This window comes from Ectopseudomonas guguanensis, from assembly GCF_900104265.1.
Classification (GTDB): domain Bacteria; phylum Pseudomonadota; class Gammaproteobacteria; order Pseudomonadales; family Pseudomonadaceae; genus Aquipseudomonas; species Aquipseudomonas guguanensis.
The window spans coordinates 270,143-293,805 of sequence record NZ_FNJJ01000004.1 but is presented as its reverse complement, the minus strand read 5'-3'; the positions used below and the strand labels follow the sequence as shown (position 1 = coordinate 293,805).

Annotated in this window: 17 protein-coding genes; 10 read left to right on the top strand and 7 right to left on the bottom strand. The window is 66.6% G+C overall.

What is annotated here, in order from left to right; genetic code table 11:
- The first annotated feature begins 30 nt into the window (after positions 1 to 30).
- The 10 genes from BLS61_RS08165 to cysW all read left to right on the top strand — a co-directional run bounded on the left by BLS61_RS08165 (position 31) and on the right by cysW (position 9,162).
- Positions 31 to 669 carry a peroxiredoxin gene (locus tag BLS61_RS08165; protein WP_090429695.1) on the top strand — a complete coding sequence of 213 codons (639 nt, stop codon included), beginning with the start codon at positions 31 to 33 and terminating at the stop codon, positions 667 to 669.
- Between the two features lie 144 nt (positions 670 to 813).
- Positions 814 to 1,407 (top strand): NADPH-dependent FMN reductase, encoded by a 594-nt coding sequence (ssuE, locus tag BLS61_RS08160; protein ID WP_090429693.1) that lies wholly within the window; start codon positions 814 to 816, stop codon positions 1,405 to 1,407.
- A gap of 152 nt (positions 1,408 to 1,559) precedes the next feature.
- Complete coding sequence (locus BLS61_RS08155; protein ID WP_090429691.1) at positions 1,560 to 2,525, top strand: sulfonate ABC transporter substrate-binding protein; 966 nt, start codon at positions 1,560 to 1,562, stop codon at positions 2,523 to 2,525.
- 93 nt (positions 2,526 to 2,618) lie between these two features.
- The gene (gene ssuD / locus BLS61_RS08150; protein ID WP_090429689.1) at positions 2,619 to 3,767 is read left to right on the top strand and encodes an FMNH2-dependent alkanesulfonate monooxygenase; all 1,149 of its coding nucleotides are present in this window, start codon (positions 2,619 to 2,621) and stop codon (positions 3,765 to 3,767) included.
- A 327-nt stretch (positions 3,768 to 4,094) separates the two neighbouring features.
- On the top strand, positions 4,095 to 4,889 hold the full coding sequence (gene ssuC, locus BLS61_RS08145) for an aliphatic sulfonate ABC transporter permease SsuC (RefSeq protein WP_090429687.1): 795 nt from the start codon (positions 4,095 to 4,097) through the stop codon (positions 4,887 to 4,889).
- Positions 4,886 to 5,686 (top strand): aliphatic sulfonates ABC transporter ATP-binding protein, encoded by an 801-nt coding sequence (gene ssuB / locus BLS61_RS08140; RefSeq protein ID WP_090429685.1) that lies wholly within the window; start codon positions 4,886 to 4,888, stop codon positions 5,684 to 5,686. Before ssuC ends, ssuB begins: the two co-directional genes overlap by 4 nt.
- 88 nt (positions 5,687 to 5,774) lie before the next feature.
- Positions 5,775 to 5,990: a TOBE domain-containing protein gene (locus tag BLS61_RS08135; RefSeq protein WP_003242436.1), complete on the top strand. Its 216-nt coding sequence runs from the start codon at positions 5,775 to 5,777 to the stop codon at positions 5,988 to 5,990.
- Between the two features lie 353 nt (positions 5,991 to 6,343).
- On the top strand, positions 6,344 to 7,360 hold the full coding sequence (gene cysP / locus BLS61_RS08130) for a thiosulfate ABC transporter substrate-binding protein CysP (RefSeq protein ID WP_090429683.1): 1,017 nt from the start codon (positions 6,344 to 6,346) through the stop codon (positions 7,358 to 7,360).
- 138 nt (positions 7,361 to 7,498) lie between these two features.
- A complete protein-coding gene (gene cysT, locus BLS61_RS08125; protein ID WP_090429681.1) occupies positions 7,499 to 8,338 on the top strand; it encodes a sulfate ABC transporter permease subunit CysT in 840 nt (279 codons plus the stop codon).
- On the top strand, positions 8,335 to 9,162 hold the full coding sequence (gene cysW / locus BLS61_RS08120; protein WP_090429680.1) for a sulfate ABC transporter permease subunit CysW: 828 nt from the start codon (positions 8,335 to 8,337) through the stop codon (positions 9,160 to 9,162). The genes cysT and cysW overlap by 4 nt, the downstream gene beginning before the upstream one ends.
- A 271-nt stretch (positions 9,163 to 9,433) precedes the next feature.
- Here cysW and BLS61_RS08115 read toward each other — a convergent pair whose 3' ends face one another.
- Genes BLS61_RS08115 through dibA form a run of 7 tightly spaced genes read right to left on the bottom strand, consistent with a single transcriptional unit; the run spans position 9,434 to position 23,602 of the window.
- A complete protein-coding gene (locus tag BLS61_RS08115; RefSeq protein WP_090429678.1) occupies positions 9,434 to 11,110 on the bottom strand; it encodes a diguanylate cyclase in 1,677 nt (558 codons plus the stop codon).
- Entirely contained in the window at positions 11,103 to 11,489 is a 387-nt protein-coding gene (locus BLS61_RS08110; RefSeq protein WP_090429675.1) for a response regulator, read from the bottom strand. Before BLS61_RS08110 ends, BLS61_RS08115 begins: the two co-directional genes overlap by 8 nt.
- On the bottom strand, positions 11,486 to 14,371 hold the full coding sequence (locus tag BLS61_RS08105; protein ID WP_139205542.1) for a CHASE domain-containing protein: 2,886 nt from the start codon (positions 14,369 to 14,371) through the stop codon (positions 11,486 to 11,488). The genes BLS61_RS08110 and BLS61_RS08105 overlap by 4 nt, the downstream gene beginning before the upstream one ends.
- The gene (locus BLS61_RS08100; RefSeq protein WP_090429673.1) at positions 14,368 to 16,290 is read right to left on the bottom strand and encodes an ATP-binding protein; all 1,923 of its coding nucleotides are present in this window, start codon (positions 16,288 to 16,290) and stop codon (positions 14,368 to 14,370) included. The genes BLS61_RS08105 and BLS61_RS08100 overlap by 4 nt, the downstream gene beginning before the upstream one ends.
- Entirely contained in the window at positions 16,287 to 20,168 is a 3,882-nt protein-coding gene (locus BLS61_RS24045; protein ID WP_090429671.1) for a PAS domain S-box protein, read from the bottom strand. The genes BLS61_RS08100 and BLS61_RS24045 overlap by 4 nt, the downstream gene beginning before the upstream one ends.
- A gap of 9 nt (positions 20,169 to 20,177) precedes the next feature.
- Positions 20,178 to 21,299, bottom strand: coding sequence for an HDOD domain-containing protein (locus BLS61_RS08090; protein ID WP_090429669.1), 1,122 nt, complete (start codon positions 21,297 to 21,299; stop codon positions 20,178 to 20,180).
- A 2-nt stretch (positions 21,300 to 21,301) separates the two neighbouring features.
- A complete protein-coding gene (dibA, locus tag BLS61_RS08085; RefSeq protein ID WP_090429667.1) occupies positions 21,302 to 23,602 on the bottom strand; it encodes a phosphodiesterase DibA in 2,301 nt (766 codons plus the stop codon).
- Positions 23,603 to 23,663: the final 61 nt, after the last annotated feature.

Genomic DNA, 23,663 nt, shown 5'->3' with positions numbered 1-23,663 from the left:
CCACGCAAGCCACTGCCAAGGAGCACTGCCATGACCATCCGCCTGGGCGACATCGCCCCTGACTTCGAACAGGATTCCAGCGAAGGCCGCATTCGTTTCCACGAGTGGCTGGGCGACAGCTGGGGCATCCTCTTCTCCCATCCGGCCGACTTCACGCCGGTGTGCACCACCGAGCTGGGCTTCACCGCCAAGCTCAAGGACGAATTCGCCAAGCGCGGCGTCAAGGCCATCGCCCTGTCGGTCGACCCGGTGGATTCGCACCTGAAATGGATCGACGACATCAACGAGACGCAGAATACCGCGGTCAACTTCCCGATCATCGCCGATGCCGACCGCAAGGTGTCCGACCTCTATGACCTGATACACCCGAACGCCAATGACACCCTGACCGTGCGTTCGCTGTTCGTCATCGACCCGAACAAGAAGGTGCGCCTGACCATCACCTACCCGGCCAGCACCGGGCGCAATTTCAACGAGATCCTGCGCGTGGTCGACTCGCTGCAGCTGACCGACAACTACAAGGTCGCCACGCCGGCCAACTGGCAGGACGGTGAAGAGGTGGTGATCGCGCCGTCGCTCAAGGACGAAGCCGAGATCGCCCAGCGCTTTCCCAAGGGCTACCGCGCGGTCAAACCCTATCTGCGCCTGACGCCGCAACCGAATCGCTAAGGAGCGATCTGCTGCGCGTCGGCCCTACTGCGTTAATACCGGGCTCGGCCTGCTCATTTACAGCTCGTAAACTCCGCGTCCTCGCCCGGTTTTGCCTTGTATGGCTCTAGCTCGCGAGATCGCAAGTACGTTTAAGGAATCACCATGCATGTCGTGTTGCTGTCCGGCAGCCCTGCGGCGCGTTCGCGCACCGAAGTGCTGCTGGACCATGTGCGCCAGCGCCTCGAGGCGCAGCAGGTGGAAGTGAGCCTGCTGCGGGTACGCGATTTTCCCGCCGAGGACCTGCTGCACGCACGCTTCGACAGCGCGGCGGTGCAGCAGCTGCAGGCCGTGGTGGCCAGCGCCGATGGCCTGGTGGTCGGCACGCCGGTGTACAAGGCGTCGTTCACCGGCGCCTTGAAAGTGCTGCTGGACCTGCTGCCCGAGCGTGCCCTGGCGCACAAGGTGGTGCTGCCCCTGGCCAGTGGTGGCAGCCCGGCGCACCTGCTGGCGGTGGACTACGCCCTCAAGCCGGTGCTGGCTGCGCTGAAGGCGCAGGAAATGCTCAGCGGCGTGTTCGCCGTGGACAAGCAGATCGCCTACCCGGAAGGCGACAAGCCCGCGCAGATCGACAGCGAGTTGCGCGAACGCCTCGACGAGGCACTGGAACAACTGGGCGCAGCCCTGGCGCGACGGCCTAAGCCGATCGACCCGAACCTGTTGAACGACCGGCTGGTGAACGCCCGCTGGAGTATCTGAAAAGCGGCTGCAGGCCGCAGGCTAGAGGCGGCAGGCAAGAGCCTGTCCGCCTGGAGCCGGAGGCCCGCAGCCTGAAGCCCCAAAAAGCCTTACTCGCCCGCCAACGGGCAAGCAGGTAGCCAACCAAGACATCACCGCAAAGGGAGAGCGCCATGCGCACCACTACTTTGCGTCGAAGCCTGGTCGCCCTGTTTGCCGCGGCCATTTCCTTCGGCGCCATCACTCAAGCTCAGGCCGAGACACTGCGTATCGGCTATCAGAAATACGGCACCCTGGTGCTGCTCAAGGCCAAGGGCACCCTGGAAAAACGCCTCGCCGAACACGGCGTTGACGTGAAGTGGACGGAGTTCCCGGGCGGTCCGCAGCTGCTCGAAGGCCTCAACGTCGGCTCGGTGGATTTCGGCGTTACCGGTGAAACCCCGCCGGTATTCGCCCAGGCCGCGGGCGCCGACCTGCTCTACGTTGCGCATGAGCCGCCGGCGCCGACCGGCGAGGCGATCCTCGTACCCAAGGACTCGCCGATCAAATCGGTGGCCGAACTCAAGGGCAAGAAGGTCGCCCTGAACAAGGGCTCCAACGTGCACTACCTGCTGGTGCGCGCCCTGGAGGACGCCGGCCTCAAGTACGGCGACATCACCCCGGTGTACCTGCCGCCGGCCGACGCCCGCGCCGCGTTCGAGCGTGGCAGCGTCGACGCCTGGGTGATCTGGGACCCCTTCCAGTCCGCCGCCGAGAAGCAGCTGCAGGCGCGCACCCTGCGCGACGGTAGCGGTCTGGTGGACAACCACCAGTTTTACCTGGCGACCCGCACCTATGCCGAGAAGAACCCGCAGGTGATCGGCGTGCTGGTCGAGGAAATCCGCGGCGTCGGTGAGTGGGTCAAGGGCAACCTCGACGAAGCCACCAGCCAGGTCGCACCGCTGATCGGCCTGTCCCCGGAGATTACCCGCCAGGCCGTCGAGCGCCAGGGTTACGGTGCGCAGTTCATCAGCCCGAAGGTGGTCGCGGCGCAGCAGAAGATCGCCGACACCTTCACCGAGCTGAAGCTGATCCCCAAGCAGCTGACCATCAAGGATGTGATCTGGACTCCGCCGGCCAAGGTCGCGCAGGTCCAGTAAGACCGTAGCCCGGATGCAATCCGGGGCAGCCACACGGTATTTCCCGGATTGCATCCGGGCTACGTCAACGCTTTCGTGAAAGGAGACCACTCCATGAGCCTCAACATCTTCTGGTTCCTGCCTACCCATGGCGATGGCAAGTACCTGGGCACCGCCGAAGGCGCCCGCGCTGTCGACCACGGCTACCTGGCGCAGATTGCCCAGGCTGCCGACCGTCTCAGCTACGGCGGCGTGCTGATCCCCACCGGGCGTTCCTGCGAGGACTCCTGGCTGGTGGCGGCTTCGCTGATTCCGGTGACGCAGAACCTGAAGTTTCTCGTCGCGCTGCGCCCGGGGATCATTTCGCCGACCGTGGCCGCGCGCCAGGCGGCGACCCTGGATCGCCTGTCCAACGGCCGCGCGCTGTTCAACCTGGTGACCGGTGGCGACCCGGACGAGCTGGCCGGCGACGGCCTGCACCTGTCGCATGCCGAGCGTTATGAGGCTTCCGTCGAGTTCACCCGCATCTGGCGCCGCGTGCTGGAGGGCGAAACCGTCGACTACGACGGCAAGCACATCCAGGTCAAGGGCGCCAAGCTGCTCTACCCGCCGATCCAGCAGCCGCGTCCGCCGCTGTATTTCGGTGGGTCGTCCGACGCGGCGCAGGACCTGGCCGCCGAGCAGGTCGAGCTGTACCTGACCTGGGGCGAGCCGCCGGCTGCGGTGGCCGAGAAGATCGCCCAGGTGCGCGAGAAGGCCGCCAAGCAGGGGCGTGAAGTGCGCTTCGGCATCCGCCTGCACGTGATCGTGCGCGAAACCAACGAGGAGGCCTGGGCCGCGGCGGATCGCCTGATCAGCCATCTGGACCAGGACACCATCGACCGCGCCCAGGCGTCGCTGGCGCGCTTCGATTCGGTCGGCCAGCAGCGTATGGCCGCGCTGCACGGCGGCAAGAAAGACAACCTGGAAGTGTCGCCGAACCTCTGGGCCGGTGTCGGCCTGGTGCGCGGCGGCGCCGGTACGGCGCTGGTCGGCGATGGTCCGACCGTGGCGGCGCGGGTCAAGGAGTACGCCGACCTCGGCATCGACACCTTCATCTTCTCCGGCTACCCGCATCTGGAGGAGTCGTACCGGGTCGCCGAACTGCTGTTCCCGCACCTGGACGTGGCCCAGCCGCAACGCCCGGAGAGTCGCGGCTATGTCAGCCCGTTCGGCGAAATGATCTCCAGCGACATTCTGCCGAAGGCGGCTGCGGCGAGTTGAAAAGCGCCCTCTCCCCAACCCTCTCCCATAAATGGGAGAGGGGGCTGATCGGTGTTGCCGGGTGATTCGGTGGCACGGCTTGGCTCCCCTCTCTCGCTTGCGGGAGAGGGGCTGGGGGAGAGGGGGCAGGCGCACGAATTCCCCGGATTGCATCCGGGCTACTGAGTGAGCCGTAGGGTGCGCTGTGCGCACCGCGATTGCCTGCGCTGCCATTGGTGCGCATGGCGCTCCCTACGGATCGACTCCGGCTATCCCTCTCATGGGAGAGGGTTGTAGCCCGGATGCAATCCGGGGAATACAGACGCTACACAGGTTTTCGAGGCAACCATGAGCAACACGACCCTTAACAAACTGGCCCTGCGCGCTGCGCCCTGGGCCTTGCCACTGGGGCTGCTGGCCGCCTGGCAGCTGGCGGTGGTCAGTGGCTGGCTGTCCAGCCGCATCCTGCCGGCGCCCAGCGCCGTGCTGGCCGCCGGCTGGGAACTGCTGGCCTCCGGCGAAATCTGGCAGCACCTGGCGATCAGCGGCCAGCGCGCCGGCATCGGTTTCGCCATCGGTGGCGGCATCGGTCTGCTGCTGGGCTTTGTCACCGGCCTGTCGAAATGGGGCGAGCGCTTTCTCGACAGCTCGGTGCAGATGATCCGCAACGTGCCGCACCTGGCGCTGATCCCGCTGGTGATTCTCTGGTTCGGCATCGACGAGGCGGCCAAGGTGTTCCTGGTCGCGCTCGGCACCCTGTTCCCGATCTACCTCAACACCTACCACGGCATCCGCAACGTCGACCCGGCGCTGGTGGAGATGGCGCGCAGCTATGGCTTGTCCGGCTTCTCGCTGTTCCGCCAGGTGATTCTGCCCGGCGCGCTGCCGTCGATCCTGGTCGGCGTGCGCTTCGCCCTCGGCTTCATGTGGCTCACCCTGATCGTGGCGGAAACCATCTCCGCCAGCAGCGGCATCGGCTACCTGGCGATGAATGCCCGCGAGTTCCTGCAGACCGACGTGGTGGTGCTGGCGATCCTGCTCTACGCGCTGCTCGGCAAGCTGGCCGACGTTGCGGCCAGGGGGCTGGAGCGCGTATGGCTGCGCTGGCACCCGGCCTACCAGGCCAAGGCAGGTGGCCGATGACCGCCCTGCACAGCATCCGCCAGGGCATCCCGCTGGCGATCGAGAATATCGAGAAGTCCTTCGGCGAGCGCCAGGTGCTCAAGGGCATCGACCTGCATATCCCGGCCGGCCAGTTCGTCGCCGTGGTCGGCCGCAGCGGCTGCGGCAAGAGCACCCTGCTGCGCCTGCTGGCCGGGCTGGATCAGCCCAGCGGCGGCCAGCTGCTGGCCGGCAGCGGTTCGCTCAACGCGGTGCGCGAGGATATCCGCCTGATGTTCCAGGACTCGCGTCTGCTGCCCTGGAAGCGGGTGATCGACAACGTCGGCCTGGGCCTTTCCGGCAACTGGCGCCAGCAGGCCGAGGAAGCGCTGGCCGCGGTCGGCCTGGCCGATCGCGCAGGTGAATGGCCGGCAGCCCTGTCCGGCGGGCAGAAGCAGCGCGTGGCCCTGGCCCGGGCGCTGATCCACCGACCGCGCCTGCTGCTGCTCGACGAGCCGCTGGGTGCGCTGGATGCGCTGACGCGGATCGAGATGCAGCAACTGATCGAGCGCCTGTGGCAGCAGCATGGCTTCACCGTGCTGCTGGTCACCCATGACGTCGCCGAGGCGGTGGCCGTGGCCGATCGGGTGATCCTGATCGAGGACGGCCAGATCGGCCTCGACCGCGATGTGCAGCTGGTGCGCCCGCGCCCGCACGGCTCGCCGCTGCTGGCGGCGCTGGAGGCGCGGGTGCTCGACCGGGTGCTGGCGCAGCCGGAGCTGCCGACGCCGCCCGACCCCGTATCGCCCCTGCCCACGCAACTGCGATGGGCGCTGTGAGGCCGTAGCCCGGATGTAATCCGGGGCGGCTGAAGAATTCCCCGGATTGCATCCGGGCTACATGTAAAACGACCTGAGGAGAAATACCATGACCATCAAAGCCATCAACGTGCGTAACCAGTTCAAGGGCAGCATCAAGGAGATCGTCATCGGCGACGTACTGTCGGAAATCGACGTGCAGACCGCTGCCGGCATCGTCACCTCGGTGATCACCACCCGTTCCGTGCGCGAGCTGGAACTGCAGGTCGGCAGCGAAGTGATCGCCTTCGTCAAATCCACCGAGGTGTCCATCGCCAAGCTGTAGGAAGCTTTTTCATAATTTTTCAGCCCATTTTCGGCGATTTCGGCAGTCATTTGGCGAAATAATCCGCCTGCGATCCTGTAGGAGCGGCTTTAGCCGCGAGCTCTTTGCGCCCCAATAAAGCTCGGGGCTGAAGCCCCTCCTACATGCTCATCGAACGCTTTTGCCTTGAAGATCGTGAACAGGTTCTATGAGTGGTTGCCTGAGCAGGGCTGCAGCGTGTTTTCGTAGGTAAAGAGATGTTGGTTATAAAAGGAAAATAAAAAGATATTTTTCAGCTATATGTTTTTTCTGCAGAATCGCGCCATCAAATAGCCTGCCTGCAGGCTCCTCTCTCGATAAGAAGGACGCCCTAGATGCTGAAGAAGATCGTTCTGGCCACCGTGGCCAGCGCCACCCTGCTGACTGGCTCGCTGAGCCATGCTGCCGCCGACACTCCATTCCACAACGCCTCCTACGACATCGCCCGCGAGCTGTTCGGCGAGATCAACCCGCTGTTCGTCAAGCACTGGAAGCAGCAGAGCGGCAAGGAAGTGAAGATCGTCCAGTCCTTCGCCGGCAGCTCGCGCCAGGCGCAGGACATCATCCAGGGCAAGAAGGTCGACGTGGTCACCTTCAACCAGGTTTCCGATGTGGACATCCTGGCCAAGCGCGGTCTGCTGCGCACCGACTGGGCCCAGCAGTTCCCCAACAACAGCTCGCCGTACTACAGCACCACCGCCTTCCTGGTGCGCGAAGGCAACCCGAAGAACATCAAGAGCTGGGACGACCTGATTCGCGACGACGTGAAGCTGGTCTTCCCCAACCCGAAAACCTCCGGCAACGCGCGCTACAGCTACCTGGGCGCCTGGCTGTTCGCTAACGAGAAGTTCAACGGCGACGAGGAGAAGATCAAGGCCTTCGTCGGCAAGCTGCTGAAGAACGTCGAGAACTTCCCCACCGGCGGCCGCGGCGCCACCGTGGCCTTCGCCCAGAATGGCCAGGGCGACGTGCTGCTGACCTTCGAATCGGAAGTGATCAACATCGCCAAGGGTGACGAGTTCAAGTCCGCCAATCTGGAAATCGTGGTGCCGGAAGTCAGCGTGCTGGCCGAGTTCCCGGTGGCCATCGTCGACAAGGTGGCCGACGAGCGCGGCACCCGCGAGCAGGCCAAGGCCTTCCTCGACTTCCAGTACAGCAAGGACATCCAGCAACTGCTGACTCGCTACAACTACCGCGTGCACAACCCGGAAGTGGTCGAGGCGACCAAGGCGCAGTTCGCGCCGGTACGCCTGATCAACCCGAACGAGATCCTCGGCAGCTGGGATGACATCACCGCCAAGCACTTCGACAACGGTGGTATTCTCGACCAGCTTCTCGCGACCGGGCGCTGAGCACGCCGGTCTGGCGTAGGGCGGGTGCAACCCGCCAGCCCATGAGTGGCGGGGTGCGCCCGCCCTGCGCGAGCATCGTAATGGTCCTTTGGCCGCCTTATTGGCGGCCAACTGCATTTGTAGAGCCGAGCTTTTTTCGTGAATAAACCGCCGCTGTTCTTCCTGCAGACCCCGCTGCTGCCAGGTTTCGGCCTGAGCTTCGGCATCAGCGTGCTGTATCTCTCCCTGGTGATACTGTTGCCGCTGTCGGCGCTGCTGCTGTACGTCAGCGACATGACCTGGGCGCAGTACTGGTTCGCCATCAGCGACCCGCGGGTGGTGCAGAGCTACAAGGTAACCGTCTCGGCGGCGTTCTACTCGACGTTGGCGGTGCTGGTGCTGGGCCTGCTGCTGGCCTGGATCATCACCCGCTACGACTTCCCCGGCCGGCGCATCGTCGATGCGCTGGTCGACCTGCCGTTCGCCCTGCCAACCTCGGTCGCCGGCCTGACCCTCGCCGCACTGCTGGTGCCCAATGGCTGGATTGGCCAGTGGCTGGGGTTCAAGGTGGCCTACGCCTATGCCGGTATCGTCGTGGCCATGGTCTTCACCAGCATTCCCTTCGTGGTGCGTACGGTGCAGCCGGTGCTGCAGGATCTCGGCTCGGAATACGAGGAGGCCGCGCGCACCCTCGGCGCCAGCCGCGCGCAGACCTTCGCCAAGGTGATCCTGCCGACCCTGGCACCGGCGCTGATCACCGGCGGTTCGCAGGCGTTCATCCGCAGCCTCGGCGAGTTCGGCGCGGTGATCATGATCGCCGGCAACATTCCCTTCCAGACGGAGGTCAGCTCGCTGATGATTTTCGTCCGTCTGCAGGAATTCAATTACCCGGCGGCGGCGGCCATCGCTTCGGTGATCCTGCTCGCGTCGCTGATTCTTCTGTTCCTCCTGCAGGTCCTGCAGGGACGTCTGTTCGCTTGGCAACGGCAAGGTCGATGAAAAAACCTCAGGATTGGCGCCAGTGGGCGCTGGTGATTCTCGGGCTCACGGTGGTCGTGCTGGTGCTGCTGGTGCCGCTGGCGCTGATCTTCAGCAAGGCGCTGGCCGGCGGTCTCGACCTGCTGTGGAGCAACCTCAACGAAGACTACATGCGCCACGCCATCGGCCTGACCCTGCTGGTGGCGGTGATCACCGTGCCGCTGAACCTGTGCTTCGGCATCTGCCTGGCCTGGTGCGTGACCCACTACGACTTTCGCGGGCGCAAGCTGCTGACCACCCTGATCGACATTCCCTATGCGGTGTCGCCGGTGGTCGCCGGCCTCTGCTACCTGGTGGTCTACGGCCTGGAAAGCTTCATTGGCCGCTGGTTCTACGATAACGGCATGCAGCTGATGTTCGCCTGGCCGGGCATCGTCATGGTCACGGTGTTCGTCACCGCGCCCTATGTAGCGCGTATCCTGATCCCGGTGATGCAGGCCCAGGGCCATGACGAGGAAACCGCCGCCATGTGCCTGGGCGCCAGCGGCTGGCAGATCTTCCGCCGCATCAGCCTGCCGAAGATCAAATGGGCGCTGCTGTACGGCGTGGTGGTCACCAATGCCCGTGCGGTGGGCGAGTTCGGCGCGGTATCGGTGGTGTCCGGCAGCATCATCAACCAGACCCTGACCCTGCCGCTGCTGGTCGATCAGCTCAACAACGACTACAAGCCCGCCGCGGCCTTCACCGCCGCCGGCCTGCTGGCGTGCATGGCGCTGCTCACGCTGTTTCTCAAGACCTTCATGGAGTGGCGTCAGCGCGTGCTGATGCAGCGCGCCGAGGTCTGATCGGGGTGGCGTTGGCGGGCGGCACTCCGCCGTAGCCGTTATGACCTATCGCGGCTGAAGCCCCTCCCACGGAGTGTGGTGCTGGTGTAGGAGCGGCTTCAGCCGCGATGCTGTTCCTCAAGACCTTCATGGAATGGCGCCAGCGCCGCCTGATGCAGCGCGCCGAGGCGTGAGCAGGGTGGCGTTGGCGGGCGGCACTCCGCCGTAGCCGTTATGACCTATCGCGGCTGAAGCCGCTCCTACGGAGCGTCGTGCTGGTGTGGGAGCGGCTTCAGTCGCCATGCTCTTGCGAAGCCGCCACACGCACCTGATTGCGCCCGCCGTGCTTGGCCGCATACAGGGCCTTGTCGGCACGCTCGCGCAACTGTTCGGCCTGGCTGTGCACATCGGTGCCGGCGATACCGGCGCTCAGGGTGCAGGAAAATTCCCCGCCATCGGCGATGAAGCGCAGCTCGGCGAAGCGTTCGCGAATCTCGTCGATGATCTGCTTGGCCTGCTGCGGCGTGCAGTCCGGCAACACCGCGAGGAACTCCTCGCCGCCGTAGCGTCCCAGGCTGTCGACCCGGCGCAGGCGCTGGCGCAGCAGGTTGGCCAGGGCGCGGATGACGTTGTCACCCGCTGCATGGCCATGCTCGTCGTTGACCCGCTTGAAGTGATCGATGTCGAGCATCACCACGCTGGCGCGGTCGCCAGTGCGCAACGCGCGCTCCAGTTCGATCGCTACCTGCTCCTTGATGTCGCCATGCTTGAGCAGGCCGGTCAGGCTGTCGCGCGACAGGGCGTCGGACAGCAGGCGGGCGCGCTGGGCGCGGGAAAACACGGCGGCGACCAGGGCGTTGTCGGAAATCGGCTTGGTGACGAAATCGTCGCCGGCCTTGATCAGCGCGTTCATCTGCTTGGCGATATCGGTTTCCGCCGATAGGTAGATGATCGGGATGCGCAGCCAGTCGTCGTTGCAGCGGATGATCTGCGCCAGCTCGGGGCCGGTGCAGTACGGCATGTTGACGTCGAGCAGCACCACTTCGGGATTGAAGTCGCGCAGGTGGTCGAAGATCTGCGCCGGGTCCTGAAGGATTTCCACCAGCATGCCGGCGTCGCGCAGCACCAGGCTGTAACGGCTGGCCAGATCGCGGTCGTCGTCGACGATCAGCACCCGGTAGGGTTCGCCGCTCTGCTGGGCGAAGCAGCGCTCCAGGCGGCTTTCCAGTTGCGGGATGTCCACCGGCTTGGCGAAGAACCCCAGCGCACCGGCGCGTACCGCCTGCAGCTGGGTGGCGAAGTCGTGCTGGTGGGTCAGCACCAGCAGCGGCAGCGGCACCTCCAGGCGCTGCTGCAGGCTGGCGGCATAATCCAGGCCGCTGCAGTCTTCGTCGGCCAGGTTGACGTCGACGATCAGCGCGTCCGGCAGTTGCTGCTGCAGGGCGGCGTCCAGATCGCTTGTGGTGCGAAAGTGTTCGGCGCGATAACCAAAGTTGCTCAGCGTCAGGCGCATGTTCTCGCCGACGGCGATTTCGTCCTCGAGGATGTAGATCAGCCGGGTATCGCCCTCGGTGCGCACCACCGGTCTGCCCGTTCGCTGCTGCTCGCCCTGGCTGCTGCCGCCGTCCGATTCGGCGCCGAGCTGCTGCAGCGCGGCGACGAAGGTTGCCAGGTCCTGCTGCTGGCGCTGCTGCTGATCCAGCCAGCGTTCGGCCTGTTGCTCCAGCTCGCGGGCCTGCTGGCCCAGCTGGGTGAAGCCGAAGGTGCCGGCGGTACCGGCGAGGCGGTGCAACTGGTCGCGCAGCGCCGGCAACAGCTGCTGGCGCTGCCCCTCGCTGCTCTGCAGCAGGCGTTCGCCCTGCTGCGCCAGCTCCGGCAATTCCTGGCGCAGGCGCTCGCTGAACTGCTGGCCAAGCTGCTGCAGGTGCTGCTGCAGGGTCTGCGGGATGGTGTTGTCCTGCTTATCCATGGCGCTGACTCCATATCTGCCGGATCTGCTCGGCGAGCTGCATGGGGTCGAAGGGTTTCACGATCACGTCGAGCGCGCCCAGGCTGCGGTAGTGCGCCACCTCGCCGGGCTGCACCTTGGCGGTCATGAAGGCCACCGGGACCTCACCGATATCCACCAGCTCGCGCAGCTTCTCCAGGGTCTGCGGGCCGTCCATGCCGGGCATCATCACGTCGAGCAGGATGAAGTCGGGGGCGAAGCCCTGCACCTGATCGAGGGCCTCCTGGCCGCTGGCGCAGCTCAGCACCTGGAAGCCGCCGACAGCCTCGAGGGCGACCTTGGCCACGGCCTGGATCGAGGGATCGTCCTCGACGTGAAGGATGCGCTTGAGTTCACTCATGGCCGGTCTCCTTGGCTGGGTAACAGACGGTTCAGCATGTGCAGGAAGTGTTGTCCATCATTGCGCGATTTGGCCAGTGTCGCGCTCACCCCGGCCAGTTCACGGCCGTCCACCTCGCTGGCCGAGAGCACCGCCACCGGCAGCCCCGGGCGCTGGCGCTGCAGCTCGTCGACCAGCTCCAGGCCGTTGCCGTCGGGCAGGCCGAGGTCGAGCAGGACCAGGTCGAAGGACTGCTCGGCGAGCAGGCGACGCGCTTCGGCGAGGCTGTCGGCGGGGATGAACTCGGCCAGTTCGCGGCCCTGTTCGGCGACCACCAGACGCAGGTCGTGATCGTCTTCGACGTGCAGCACGCGCGGGCTCTGCGGCAGGTGCTGGAGCGCCTGGGCCAGGCTGCCGAGCAGGCGCTGCGGATCGATCGGCTTGCTCAGCCAGTCCAGCGCAGGCACCCCGTCGAGTGCCAGGCGACCTTCCTCGCAGGCCGCCGAAACCACCAGAATCGGCAGCTCGCGATAGCGTTCATCGGCCCGCAGCTCCTGCACCAGTTGCAGGCCGTCGCCGTCCGGCAGGCGCAGGTCGAGGCTGATGGCGGCGGGGGTATCCTCGCGCAGGCACGCGCGTGCTTCCTCCAGGCTGTGGGCCATGCGCACGCGATAGCCGGCATTCTCCAGCAACTGGCGCAGCAGGTTGGCGATGTCCGGTTCGTCCTCGACCACCAGCAGTTTGCGCCGGCCATCGCCCGAGGCGGGCAGGGCCGCCTCGGCCAGCATCGGCAGCTCGAACCAGAAGCAGGTACCCTGGCCTTCGACCGAGTCGAAGCCGATCTGCCCGCCCATGCGCTCGATCAGTTCCTTGCTGATCGCCAGGCCCAGGCCCGTGCCGCCCTTGCTGCGGCTGTCGCTGGCGTCGGCCTGGGAGAACTTGTTGAAGATGCGCTGGCGGAATTCGGCGGCGATACCCGGCCCCTGATCGCGCACCTCGACGCGCACGCGGGCATCATGGCGCTCGGCGCGCAGGCTCACCTCGCCGCCGGGCGGCGAGTATTTCACGGCGTTGGAGATGAAGTTGGCCAGTACCTGCTGCAGGCGCATGGCATCGATGCGTACGCGCGCCGGCAGGCAGTCGAGCAGGCGCAGCTGGACCTGGTGCCGGTCGGCGTAGCCCTGGTTGTTGGCCAGCGCTTCCTGCAGCTGCTCGACGAGCAGGCAGGGCTGCAGGTCGAACTGCATCTTGCCGGCCTCCAGCTTGTCCATGTCCAGCAGGTCGTTGATCAGGTGGCTGAGGCGCTGGCTGTTGGCCTGGGCGATGCTCAGCATGGTGCGCATGCTCTCCGGCACCGTACCGAGGGCACCGCCGTTGATCAGGCCGAGCGAGCCGGCGATGGCGGTCAGCGGGGTGCGCAGCTCGTGACTGACGGTGGAGACGAACTCGCTCTTGAGGCGCTCGATGCGCTTGGCCTCGCTCTGGTCCATGGTGGTGCCGGTGATGCGCAGCGGGTAGCCACTGGCATCGCGCTGGATGTAGCCGCGCAGCAGCACCGGCAGCTCGCTGCCGTCGACGTGCAGCAGACGACAGTCGATGGTGAAGTTGCTGGCGCCTTCCTTCAGCGCCTGTTTCAGGCGGGCGCGTGCCGCGGGTAGATCGTCCGGGTGCACCAGGGCTTCCCAGGCGCGGGTATCGTCGGCAAAGCCGGGCGGGCCCTGCTCCGGGTAGCCGAGCATCTGCCAGCCGTTGGCCGAGGCGAAGAAGCTGCCGGCCTTGACGTCGATATCCCACCAGCCGTCGTTGCTGCCCTTGAGCGCCAGTGCCAGACGCTCCTCGCTGCGGTGCAGCTGCTCGGTGATGCGCGCGGCCAGCTGCTGTACCTGAGCGCGGCGCAGGCTGAGGCTGCTGACCAGGAAGAACAGCAGCAGGCTGATGCAGCCGCCGAGCAGCAGCAGTGCCATTTCGCCGCGGTGCTCGCGTTTGAGGTAGCCCGGCGCATAGTGAAAATCCAGGTGCCAGGTCTGGCCGAACAGCTCGAGCTGGTGCTGGCTGTCGGCCGGCGTACTGATCGGCGTCTCGCCGCGGCTGGAATAGAGCAGCTCTGAGTTGTCGGCGATGGCGCCGGTGTAGAGCTCGAAGTCCAGCTCGCGCTGACGTTCGCCGAGAATGCCGTGCATCAGGTCGTGCACCCGGAACGGGCTGAAAACGAAACCGCGCAGCGCGGCCAGGCGCTGTTCGGGAGTGTCCAGCGGTCGATTCGGCCAGTACAGGGGAACGTACAGCAGCAGGCCGGGTTGCACCTTGCCGTGGGTCTCCTGCACCAGGGTGACGCGCCCGGACAGGCGGCTCTGGCCGTTGCGTGCCGCGTCGAGCATGGTGGCGCGGCGCACCGGTTCGGAAAACATGTCGAAGCCGAAGGCGGCCAGGTTGCGCCCGGCCAGGGGCTCGATCAGGCGGACTACACCGTGGCTCTCGCGCGGGCCGGGCGGGTGCATGCGAAAGTTGGGGAAGCCCTCGGCGCGTATTTCGCGCTCGAATTCCGGCAGCTCCTGCGCCTCCAGCATCTGGGTGAAGCCGATGCCCTGGATGCCGGGGTAGCGTTCGTCCAGGCGCAGGCGCTCGGCGTAGGCGTGCCAGTCGGCACGGCTGACTGCGTCGCTGGCGTCGAACAGGCCGGCGGCGCCGAGCAGAATGCCTTCCTGCTCTTCCATGCGCTTGACGATGGCCTGGCTCAGCTCCTCGGTGAGCAGTGCGAACTGGCGGGTGGCCGCGTCGGACTGGCTCTGCCGCAGGCTGTACCAGGCCAGCAGCGTCGCGCCCAGGGCCAGTGCCAGCACGGCCCAGGCCAGCAGATTGACCCGGCTGAACGGGGAAACGAGCAGATCGGTTGTGGTTCTCATGGTTGCCCTGCGGCCAGTGGCAGCAGCAGCCAGAAGGTGCTGCCTTGTCCTTCCGTGGAGTCGAAGCCGATGCGTCCGCCCATGTGTTCGATGATTTCCTTGCTGATGGCCAGGCCCAGACCGGTGCCGCCCTGGCGGCGGGTATCGCTGGCGTCGGCCTGGGCGAATTTGCTGAAGATGAGCGACTTGAAGTCCTCGGCGATGCCCTGACCATGGTCACGTACGCTGATGCGTATCCAGCCGACCTCGGGCACGGCCGCCAGTTCCACCTGTTGCCCGGCAGCGGAGAACTTGGCGGCATTGGACAGCAGGTTGGCCAGCACCTGCTCCAGGCGCTGGGCGTCGGCCAGCACGCGACAGTCGTCGCCGGCCAGCAGGTGCAGCTGCACCTGATGCCGTTCGGCATAGGGCTGGTTGTTGCGCAGCACCTGCTGCAGCAGCGGGCGCAGGTCCAGCGACTGCAGGTCGAAGTGCATCTTGCCGGCGACCAGTTTGTCCATGTCCAGCAGGTCGTCGATCAGGTGGCGCAGGCGCTGGCTGTTGCTCTGCGCGATCTCCAGCATCTGGCGCATGGCCTGCGGCACCTCGCCGAGGGCGCCGCCGTTGATCAGCCCGAGCGAGCCGGCGATGGCGGTGAGCGGGGTGCGCAGCTCGTGGCTGACGGTGGAGACGAATTCGTTCTGCAACTGCTCGCCGCGCTTGCGTTCGCTGATATCGCTGATGAAGCCGTGCCACAGGGTGGTGCCGTTCTCCAGGCGCTGCGGGGCGGCGTGGCCCTCGACCCAGATCAGCCCATGCTGCGGATGCAGCACGCGGTATTCCTGATGCCAGGTGGTCAGGCTCGCCGCCGAATGGGCGATGGCGCTGCGTACCTGCGCCGCATCGTCCGGATGCAGGCGGGCGAAGATGGCCTGCGCATCCTCGCTGGCGTCTTCGGGGCTGCAGCCGTAGATGTCGTGGATGCCGGCGCTGGCGTAGGGGAAGCAGCTGCTGCCATCGGCGCGCAGCAGGTACTGGTAGACCATGCCGGGCAGTTGCGCAGCGATGCGCTGCAGGCGCAGGCGCGCTTCCTCGCGCTGGCTGAGGTCGTTGGCTACCAGCAGATAGCCCTGCAGCGGCTGCCCCTCGGCACGAATCGGCGAAAGGTTCAGGCGCACCGGCAGGCTCTGGCCGCTGCGTGTGCGCATCTGCCCCTCGCTGCTCTGCGGCCCGGCCGTGGCGGCGGCGCACAGGCCCTCGAACTGGCCCGGCTCGAGCAGCAGTTGCGGCAACTGCTGCTCGGCGAGCTCGGCAGCCGGATAACCCAGCAGTTGTTGCGCCTCGGGGTTGCTGCGCAGGATCCGGCCCTGAGGGTCCAGCACCAGCACCGCGCTGCCGGCGTTGTCCAGCATGGCCTGGTGCATGGCGCTCTGTTCGGCCTGGCGGCGTGCCTGCAGGCGCAGCTCGAACAGCTCCCCGGTCAGCTTGGCCAGATGTTGCAACTGCATGCGCTGGTGCTCATCGAGATCGCGCGGCTGGCGGTCGATCACGCACAGGGTGCCGAGCGCCAGGCCCCGGGCGTCGTGCAGCGGCATACCGGCATAGAAGCGGATGTGCGGCGCCGAGGTGACCAGCGGGTTGTCGCGAAAGCGCGCATCGTCCAGGGCGTTACTCACTTCCAGCCAGGCGTCGGCATGCACCGCATGGGCGCAGAAGGCCAGTTCGCGCTCGGTCTGCGTGACATCCAGGCCGACCCGGCTCTTGAACCACTGGCGCTGGGCGTCGATCAGCGAGATCAGGGCGATAGGAGTTTCGCAGATCTGCGCGGCCAGCGCGGTGATGTGGTCGAACATCGCTTCGGCCGGGCTGTCGAGCAGTTCCAGGGCGCGCAGGGCCGCCAGGCGCTCCTGCTCGTTGGCGGGAATCGGGGCTTGGCTCATGACGCGCTCCCTGTGATCGGTAGTTCGAACCAGAAGGTAGCACCCTGGCCGGGGGACGAGTCGAAGCCGATGTGTCCGCCCATGCGTTCGATGATTTCCTTGCAGATGGCCAGTCCCAGGCCGGTGCCACCCTGCTGGCGGGTGTCGCCGGAGTCGGCCTGGGAGAATTTGCTGAAGATGCGCGACTTGAAGGCTTCCGGTATGCCGGGGCCGCTGTCCGCGACGCTGACGCGCAGCACCTCGCCGCGGTGCTGCAGGCGCACCACGACGCTGCCGCCGGCCGGCGAGAACTTGGCGGCATTGGACAGCAGGTTGGCCATCACCTGGGCCAGGCGCTGGGCGTCGACACGCACCGGGGCGTCGCCCTCGGCCTGCAGGTGCAAGCGGACCTGATGCTGTTCGGCATACGGCTGGTTGTGCAGCAGGGCCAGCTCCAGCAGCGGTTGCAGGGTGCGGGGCTGCAGGTCGAAGTGCATCTTGCCGGCGACCAGTTTGTCCATGTCCAGCAGGTCGTTGATCAACGCGCTGAGGCGCTGGCTGTTGCTGTGGGCGATCGCCAGCATCTGGCGCATGGCCTGCGGCACCTCGCCGAGGGCGCCGCCGTTGATCAGGCCGAGCGAACCGGCGATGGCGGTGAGCGGAGTACGCAGTTCGTGGCTGACGGTGGAGACGAACTCGTTCTTCATCCGCTCGATGCGCTTGCGCTCGGCGATGTCGCGGATCACCGCGATGAAGCGGCGCTGGCCCTGGTGGCTGATCTGCGACACCGCCAGTTCCATGGCGAAGCGCTCGCCGCTCTGGCGCAGGCCTTCGAGCTCGCGCACCTGGCCCACCACCCAGGCTTCGCCAGTGCGCAGGTAGCGCTGGATGTAGCCGTCATGGGCGCTGCTGTAGGGCTCGGGCATCAGCATCCTGACGTTCCTGCCGGCCACCTGCTGCTGCTGGTAGCCGAAGATCGCTTCGGCGGCGTGGTTGAAGGTCTCGATGTGGCCCTGCTCGTCTATGGTGACGATGGCGTCGACCACGTTGTCGAGCAGGGTGCTGAGGTAGTGTTCGCGCTCGCGCACCGCGCGCTCGGCGACGACGCGGTCGCTGAAGTCCTGGATCTGCGAGACGAAGTGCACCGGCTGCCCATGGCCATCACGCACCAGCGACACGCTGAGCAGGACCCAGAGCGTACGCCCCTGCTTGTCCAGGTAGCGTTTCTCCATCTGGTAGGCGTTGATCCGCCCGGCCAGCAGGTTCTCCAGGCTGTGCTGATCGGCCTCCAGATCGTCTGGATGGGTGATCTGCTGGACGGTGAGTGCCTGCAGCTCCTCGCGGCTGTAGCCGAGCATGCGGCACAGCTCGTCGTTGACTTCCAGCCAGCGGCCGTCCGGGCCGATCAGCGCCATGCCCTGGGGGGCGGTGTTGAAGGCGCTGAGAAAGCGCTGCTGGCTCAGGCGCAGTTCGTTCTCGATGGCCTGGCGCTCACTGACGTCCCAGATGAAACCGTCGACCCACAGCAGCCTGCCACGGCTGTCGTACTCGCCGCGGCCCTTCTCGCGGACCCAGACATCATGGCCGTCGGCATGGCGCAGGCGGTAGGTCAGCTCGAAGCTTTCCTGGCGCTCGATGGCCTCGCCGGCGCGGTAGGTGATGGCCAGGTCGTCGGGGTGGACGACGCTGGAGAAGCTGCGCACGCGGTTGTCGATGAAGTCGCTGGCCGGATAGCCGCAGAGGTTGACGATTTCCTCGCTGACATAGCGCATGCTCCAGTCGGCATCGTTGGCGCAGCGGTACACCACCCCCGGCAGGTTCGCCACCAGGCCGCGGAAGCGGCTCTCGCTCTTCTGCAGGGCGCGGGTGGTCTGCAGCAGCTCGCTGATGTCGCTGGCGATGCCGAGGAATCCGGTGATCTGGCCACCCTCGTCGAACATGGCGCTGACGGTGAGGTTGATCTGGCGCAGGCTGCCGTCCTTGTGGCGATAGGTCCACTGGCGGGTTTCCGGTTCGCCGCCGCGGGCGTTGTGCACGAAGACCTCGAAGCCTTCCACCGGCTGGCCGGCGACTTCGCTGAGTTCGGCGGCGCGCGCCTGGACTTCCTCCTCGAGGTGAATGATCGCCGGGGTGCACTGGCCGACCATCTCCGCGGCGCTGTAGCCGAGCAGGCGTTCGGCGCCGGAGTTGAACAGGCTGATGGTGCCGCTTGTGTCGGTGGCGATGATCGATACGCCGGTGGCCGAATCCAGCACCGCCTGCAGGTAGGCGCGCGCCGAGCGTACGGCGCGCTCCTGCTGCTGGCGCTCCAGCATGGCGCCGACCCAGCGGGCGAACAGGCCGAGGAAGTCGCGGTCGGCTGCGTCGAAAGGTCGCCTGCGCGGCCGCGAGTTGGCGAAGGCCAGGGTGCCGAAGGGCTTGCCGGCCACGCGCACGGTGATGCCGATGTAGCTTTCCAGGGCGAAGTGGCGATAGCAGGGATGGCGTCGATGCGCCGATTCGGCCATGTGGGTGATGGCCAGCGGCTCGTCCTGCTGCAGTGCCAGGCTGCAGTAGGTGTTGCCCAGTTCGAATTGCTGGCCGTCGCTCAGGGCACCGGTGGGCGAGACCTGCACCAGCACCTGGTACTGCTCGCCTTCGATACGGCTGATGATGCCCAGCGGCATGCCGAAATGCTCGGCGCCCAGACGCAGCGCCTGACGCAACTGCTCGGTACGGCTCAGGCTGGGCAGTGCGGCGATCTCGTTGAGCGCGCGCAGCGCCGCCTGCTGGCGCTGCATCAGACGCTGGGTGCTGCGCCGGGTGCTGCGCAGCAGGCCCAGCAGCAGGGCCTCGGCGCCGCACCAGGCGAGCAGCCACTTGATCACCAGCCAGCGCTTGTCGCGCCGGTGCACGTTGTACTGGTCGCTGATGTCATGCCAGATCAGGGCCACCGCCAGCGGTTCGCTGCTTTGCTCCTGCCCCTGCTGATAGCTGCTCAACGCCACCTGATTGACCAGGTAGTGGCGTTCACCATCGTCCAGCAGGCGCACGCTGTCACCTTCCTCCGGCGCGGGCAGTCGTTGCTCGCGCTGCCAGGCCAGGACCTGCGGGCGCGAATGCTCCACCAGTTGCCAGCGCCGGGTATCGCTGGCCAGGCCGCGCAACTCCTCGCCGCTGCCCGAACCCAGCAGCAGGTCCTCGCGCAGCAGCAGGGCCACACCGCTGCCAAACTCGCGGTCCAGCTGGGCCAGGTCCTCGAGCACGCCCATGGCCACTTCGATGGCGCCGACCTGTAGCGGCCCGTCGGCACCCTCAGCCAGCAGCGGCGCGATCGCGCGCATGCCGATGCTGCCGCGGGTCAGGCCCAGGCCGGCCTGGCTGGTGCCGCTGCGCAGCGCCTCGAGAACCATGGGACGCCAGCCGGTCTGCAGGTCGCCGAAGTGCTCGGGCTCGTGCACGCGCAGCAGCACCTTGACGCTCGGCGCCAGGTGCACGTACAGGCGAAACGGCTGGTGCGCCTGCAGATTGCGCCAGCGCGGCGCCAGGCGGGTGTAGAGCTGGTTGCGGATGCTGGCCAGCCCCTCCAGGTCGCTCGCCGGCAGGGCATGGGCCTGGCGCACCAGCTCGGTGACCCAGGCATCCGCGGCGATGGTTTCGGCCAGCAGCTGGGTGCGCTCCTGCAGGCCATGCTGGGTGCTGTTGAGCGCCATGCGCTGGATCTCGGCCTGCTTGCTGATCTGCAGCTGCCAGAGGGCTTCGCGCTCCTGCAGCGCGCGGCTGCCGAGAAAGGCGAAGAACAGCGCCAGGCAAAGACTCCCCCCGATGACTATTCGGTGGCCGGCATCCCGGTGGCCGGCATCCCGGTGTTCGGCGCCCGAGCGCCCGAACCAGCGCGCAACCTGCTTCGGCATCTTCATGCGCCGGCCTCAGGCCAGCCCGGCCAGGCGGCGCAGACGTTGCACTTCCCGGCTGTCGGCGTTCTGCATTTCGGCGACGGCCAGGCGCATGAGAATGGGTTCGCGGCGCGTGTTGCCCGGCGCCAGGCCATAGCAGGCGCCGATCAGCTCACGCAGCACGATGGGCAGGCGCCAGTGCGCCTTGAGCCGGTTGGCCAGCTCGCTGCTGTGCTGGCGCAGGGCGCGTTGCAGCTGATCCTCGTGCAGCTCCAGGCCGCGCCCGCGCCAGATCTGCGCCTGCTGCAGCACCGCCAGCTCGCCCATGCGTTGCAGCAGCGCGGCGCATTGCAGGGGCGCCGGATCCAGCTGGCAGGCCCTGGCCAGTTCGGTGACCCGCTGGCGCACGCTCAGCTGCGTCTGCAGCAGGCCCTCGCCCAGGCTTTGCAGATCGGCATCCTGCAGGCGCGCCACCGGGCGCAGCGCCAGCCCCTGGACCAGGTTCAGCGCGGTGGCCGCCCCCAGGCGTCGGACGGCGTCGGCCAGGTTGCTGCACGGCTGTCCGGCGCTGTTGTACAGGGGGCTGTTGGCGGCAGCGACCAGTCGTGCCTGCACGGCCGGGTCGTGCTGCCAGAGATCACCGAGTTGTTGCAGGTTCGCCGGGGCGTCGCTCGTGTCCTGCAACTGCTGGCAGAGCTCGGCGCTCAGCGGCAGATCGATCTCCTCGTCGGGCAAGGCGGCCAGATGGCCGAGGAAGTCCCGGTCGCTGGCGGTAGCCGGCGCGGGCGCATCGTCGCCGGGCAGCAGGCGACGCAGGCAATCGAGCACCTTGGGCACCTGGAAGGGCTTGCTGATGAATGCGCTGATGCCCAGCGGGCGCACCTCGAGCACGCTGTCGCGGTCGGCGCGCGAGGTGATCATCACCAGGGCCACCTCGCGGTCCTGGCTGCGCACTGCCTGCAACAGGCGCGTGCCGTTGCCGTCCGGCAGGTTCCAGTCGGCGATCACCATCTGCGCCGGTTCGCGTTGCCAGGCCGCGATCGCGTCGGCCACGCGCCCCTGGCAGTCGACGCGCGCGCCGGGACGCAGGCTCAGTACGATCTGTTTGAGCAGATCGGCGATCCACGGATCGTCTTCGAGAATCAGCACGCGCATGCTCAGCTCCTGGTGCTGGACTGGCTATTCTTCGCTTCGTTGGCTGTGGTGGTGTCGAGGGTTTCGGCAGGTACCGGTTGCGGGCGACCGAAGTGATAGCCCTGGCCGTAATTACAGCCTAGTTCACGCAGAAAATCGGCCTGAGCCGGTTGCTCGATGCCCTCGGCGAGGACCTTGAGGCCCAGGCTCTTGCCCAGCGCGATGACGGCGCGGGTGATGGCAGCATCTTCCGGATCGTCGGGCAGGCCGCGCACGAAGCTCTGGTCCAGCTTGAGCTTGTCCACCGGCAGGCGCTTGAGGCGCGCCAGCGAGCTGTAGCCGGTGCCGAAGTCGTCGATGGCCAGCCGCACGCCCAGCGCGCGCAGGCTGGTGAGCAGTTTCAGGGCGGCGTCGGGGTCTTCCATGATCGCGCTCTCGGTGACCTCCAGCTCCAGCTGCTCGGGTGGCAGGCCGGTTTCGGCGAGCACCGCGGCGACCCGCTGGTCGAGTTCGCCACGGCTGAACAGGCGGCTGGAGACGTTCACCGCGACGAAATTCAGCCTGCCCCCTTTGTCGTTCCAGCGCACCATCTGGCGGCAGGCCTGCTCCAGTACCCAGGCATCGATGACGCCGATCATGCCGTTATCTTCGGCGATCGGGATGAATTCGGCGGGTGGAATCAGCCCGCGTTGCGGATGCTGCCAGCGTACCAGTGCTTCCATGCCCACCTGGCTACCGTCACGCAGGTCGTGCAGTGGCTGGTAGTAGACGCGCAGCTCCTGATTGTCGAGGGCATGGCGCAGACTGCTGGCCAGTTCGACGCGTTGGCGCGCGTAGTCGGTCAGCTCCTGCACGTAGAAGGCATAGCCCTCGCGGCCGCTGCTCTTGGCCTTGAACAGTGCCGAGTCGGCATTGCGCAGGATCTGCTCGACGCTGTCGGCATCTTCGGGGAACAGGCTGATGCCGATGCTGGCGCCGATGTAGAGCTCGTGACCGTCGAGGCGAAAGGGCGTTTCCAGGTTGCGCAACAGGCGCTGCGCCAGCTCGGCTGCCTGGGTGGCGCCGGCGCAGTTCTCGCTGAGCAGGCCGAATTCGTCGCCGCCCAGCCGCGCCAGCGTGCTGCCATTGGGCAGGCCGTGCTGCAGGCGCTCGCCGACGCTCTTGAGCAGCAGATCGCCAACGTTGTGACCAAGGCTTTCGTTGATGTGCTTGAAGTGGTCGAGGTCGATCAGCAGCACTGCGCCACGCAGTTCCTCGATCTTGCTGCGCTCCAGTGCATGGGCGACGCGCTCGGTGAACAGCAGGCGGTTGGGCAGGTTGCTCAGCGGGTCGTGGTGCGCCAGGTAATCCAGCTCTCGCTGCGAACGCTTGAGCGCGGTGATGTCGGAGAACACGGCGACGTAATGGCTGACGCGCCCCTGTTCGTCGTGGATCACGCGGATGCACTGCCACTGCGGGTAGATTTCGCCGCTCTTGCGCCGGTTCCACACTTCGCCGCTCCAGGCGCCGCGGTTCTCCAGGGCCTGCCACAGGCTCTGGTAGAAGTTGGCGTCGTGGCGGCCGGACTTGAGCAGGGTCGGGTGCTGGCCGAGGATTTCCTCGCTGCTGTAGCCGGTGATGCGGCTGAAGGCGGGGTTGACGTGAACGATGCGCTGCTCGGCATCGGTAACCAGCACGCCTTCCTGAGTGGCGTCGAATACCGCGGCAGCCTGGCGCAGGCTGTCGTCGATGGCGCGCTGCCGAGTGATGTCGCTGGCGATGCCGATGAAGCGCTGCGGCTGCCCCTGCTCATCGCGTAGCAGGCGACCGCGGGAATGAATCCAGCGATAGCTGCCGTCGGCGTGGCGCAGGCGGTAGATGTTCTCGTAGGACTGCTCGCTCAGCTCGGCATTGAGCGCATGCAGGGCGCGCTCCTGGTCGTCCGGGTGCAGGCGTGCGGCCCAATCCTCGCGGGTGTCGCCGAGCGCCTGTGGGGTCAGGCCGAGCAGCTTGGCGTAGCCTTCGGAGAAGAACACCCGGCGGCTCGACACGTCCCAGTCCCACAGCCCGTCGCGCGTGGCATCGAGCGCCAGGCGCAGGCGTTCCTCGTTGCCGGCCAGCTGTAGACGCGCGCTGCGATACTGCTGGGCATGACGATGCAGGATGAGATACAGCAGCGCACTGGTGAGCACGACGAAGAACAGGCCCTTGAGCGATTGCAGGCGCTCCTGCTGCACCAGCGAAAGCCCCAGGGCCGTCAGCAGATGATCACTGAGAAGAATCCACAGACCGGCCAGTAGCAGGTAGCCCAGGGTCAGACGCAAGGCGGCGGTGTCGATACGCATGGGTGGGCGGCTACGCTCCGTGTAAATGTCGAGCAGTATAGATGGGGGTGGGGCTGAAACA

Excerpts from the sequence above, each read along its gene's own strand:
- ssuB (WP_090429685.1), top strand. The coding sequence starts at position 4,886 with ATGACCGCCCTGCACAGCATCCGCCAGGGCATCCCGCTGGCGATCGAG.
- BLS61_RS08135 (WP_003242436.1), top strand. The coding sequence starts at position 5,775 with ATGACCATCAAAGCCATCAACGTGCGTAACCAGTTCAAGGGCAGCATC.
- BLS61_RS08110 (WP_090429675.1), bottom strand. The coding sequence starts at position 11,489 with ATGAGTGAACTCAAGCGCATCCTTCACGTCGAGGACGATCCCTCGATC.
- BLS61_RS08115 (WP_090429678.1), bottom strand. The coding sequence starts at position 11,110 with ATGGATAAGCAGGACAACACCATCCCGCAGACCCTGCAGCAGCACCTG.
- BLS61_RS08165 (WP_090429695.1), top strand. The coding sequence starts at position 31 with ATGACCATCCGCCTGGGCGACATCGCCCCTGACTTCGAACAGGATTCC.
- ssuE (WP_090429693.1), top strand. The coding sequence starts at position 814 with ATGCATGTCGTGTTGCTGTCCGGCAGCCCTGCGGCGCGTTCGCGCACC.
- BLS61_RS08105 (WP_139205542.1), bottom strand. The coding sequence starts at position 14,371 with ATGAGAACCACAACCGATCTGCTCGTTTCCCCGTTCAGCCGGGTCAAT.
- cysP (WP_090429683.1), top strand. The coding sequence starts at position 6,344 with ATGCTGAAGAAGATCGTTCTGGCCACCGTGGCCAGCGCCACCCTGCTG.
- BLS61_RS24045 (WP_090429671.1), bottom strand. The coding sequence starts at position 20,168 with ATGAAGATGCCGAAGCAGGTTGCGCGCTGGTTCGGGCGCTCGGGCGCC.
- BLS61_RS08090 (WP_090429669.1), bottom strand. The coding sequence starts at position 21,299 with ATGCGCGTGCTGATTCTCGAAGACGATCCGTGGATCGCCGATCTGCTC.
- cysW (WP_090429680.1), top strand. The coding sequence starts at position 8,335 with ATGAAAAAACCTCAGGATTGGCGCCAGTGGGCGCTGGTGATTCTCGGG.
- dibA (WP_090429667.1), bottom strand. The coding sequence starts at position 23,602 with ATGCGTATCGACACCGCCGCCTTGCGTCTGACCCTGGGCTACCTGCTA.
- BLS61_RS08100 (WP_090429673.1), bottom strand. The coding sequence starts at position 16,290 with ATGAGCCAAGCCCCGATTCCCGCCAACGAGCAGGAGCGCCTGGCGGCC.
- ssuC (WP_090429687.1), top strand. The coding sequence starts at position 4,095 with ATGAGCAACACGACCCTTAACAAACTGGCCCTGCGCGCTGCGCCCTGG.
- ssuD (WP_090429689.1), top strand. The coding sequence starts at position 2,619 with ATGAGCCTCAACATCTTCTGGTTCCTGCCTACCCATGGCGATGGCAAG.
- BLS61_RS08155 (WP_090429691.1), top strand. The coding sequence starts at position 1,560 with ATGCGCACCACTACTTTGCGTCGAAGCCTGGTCGCCCTGTTTGCCGCG.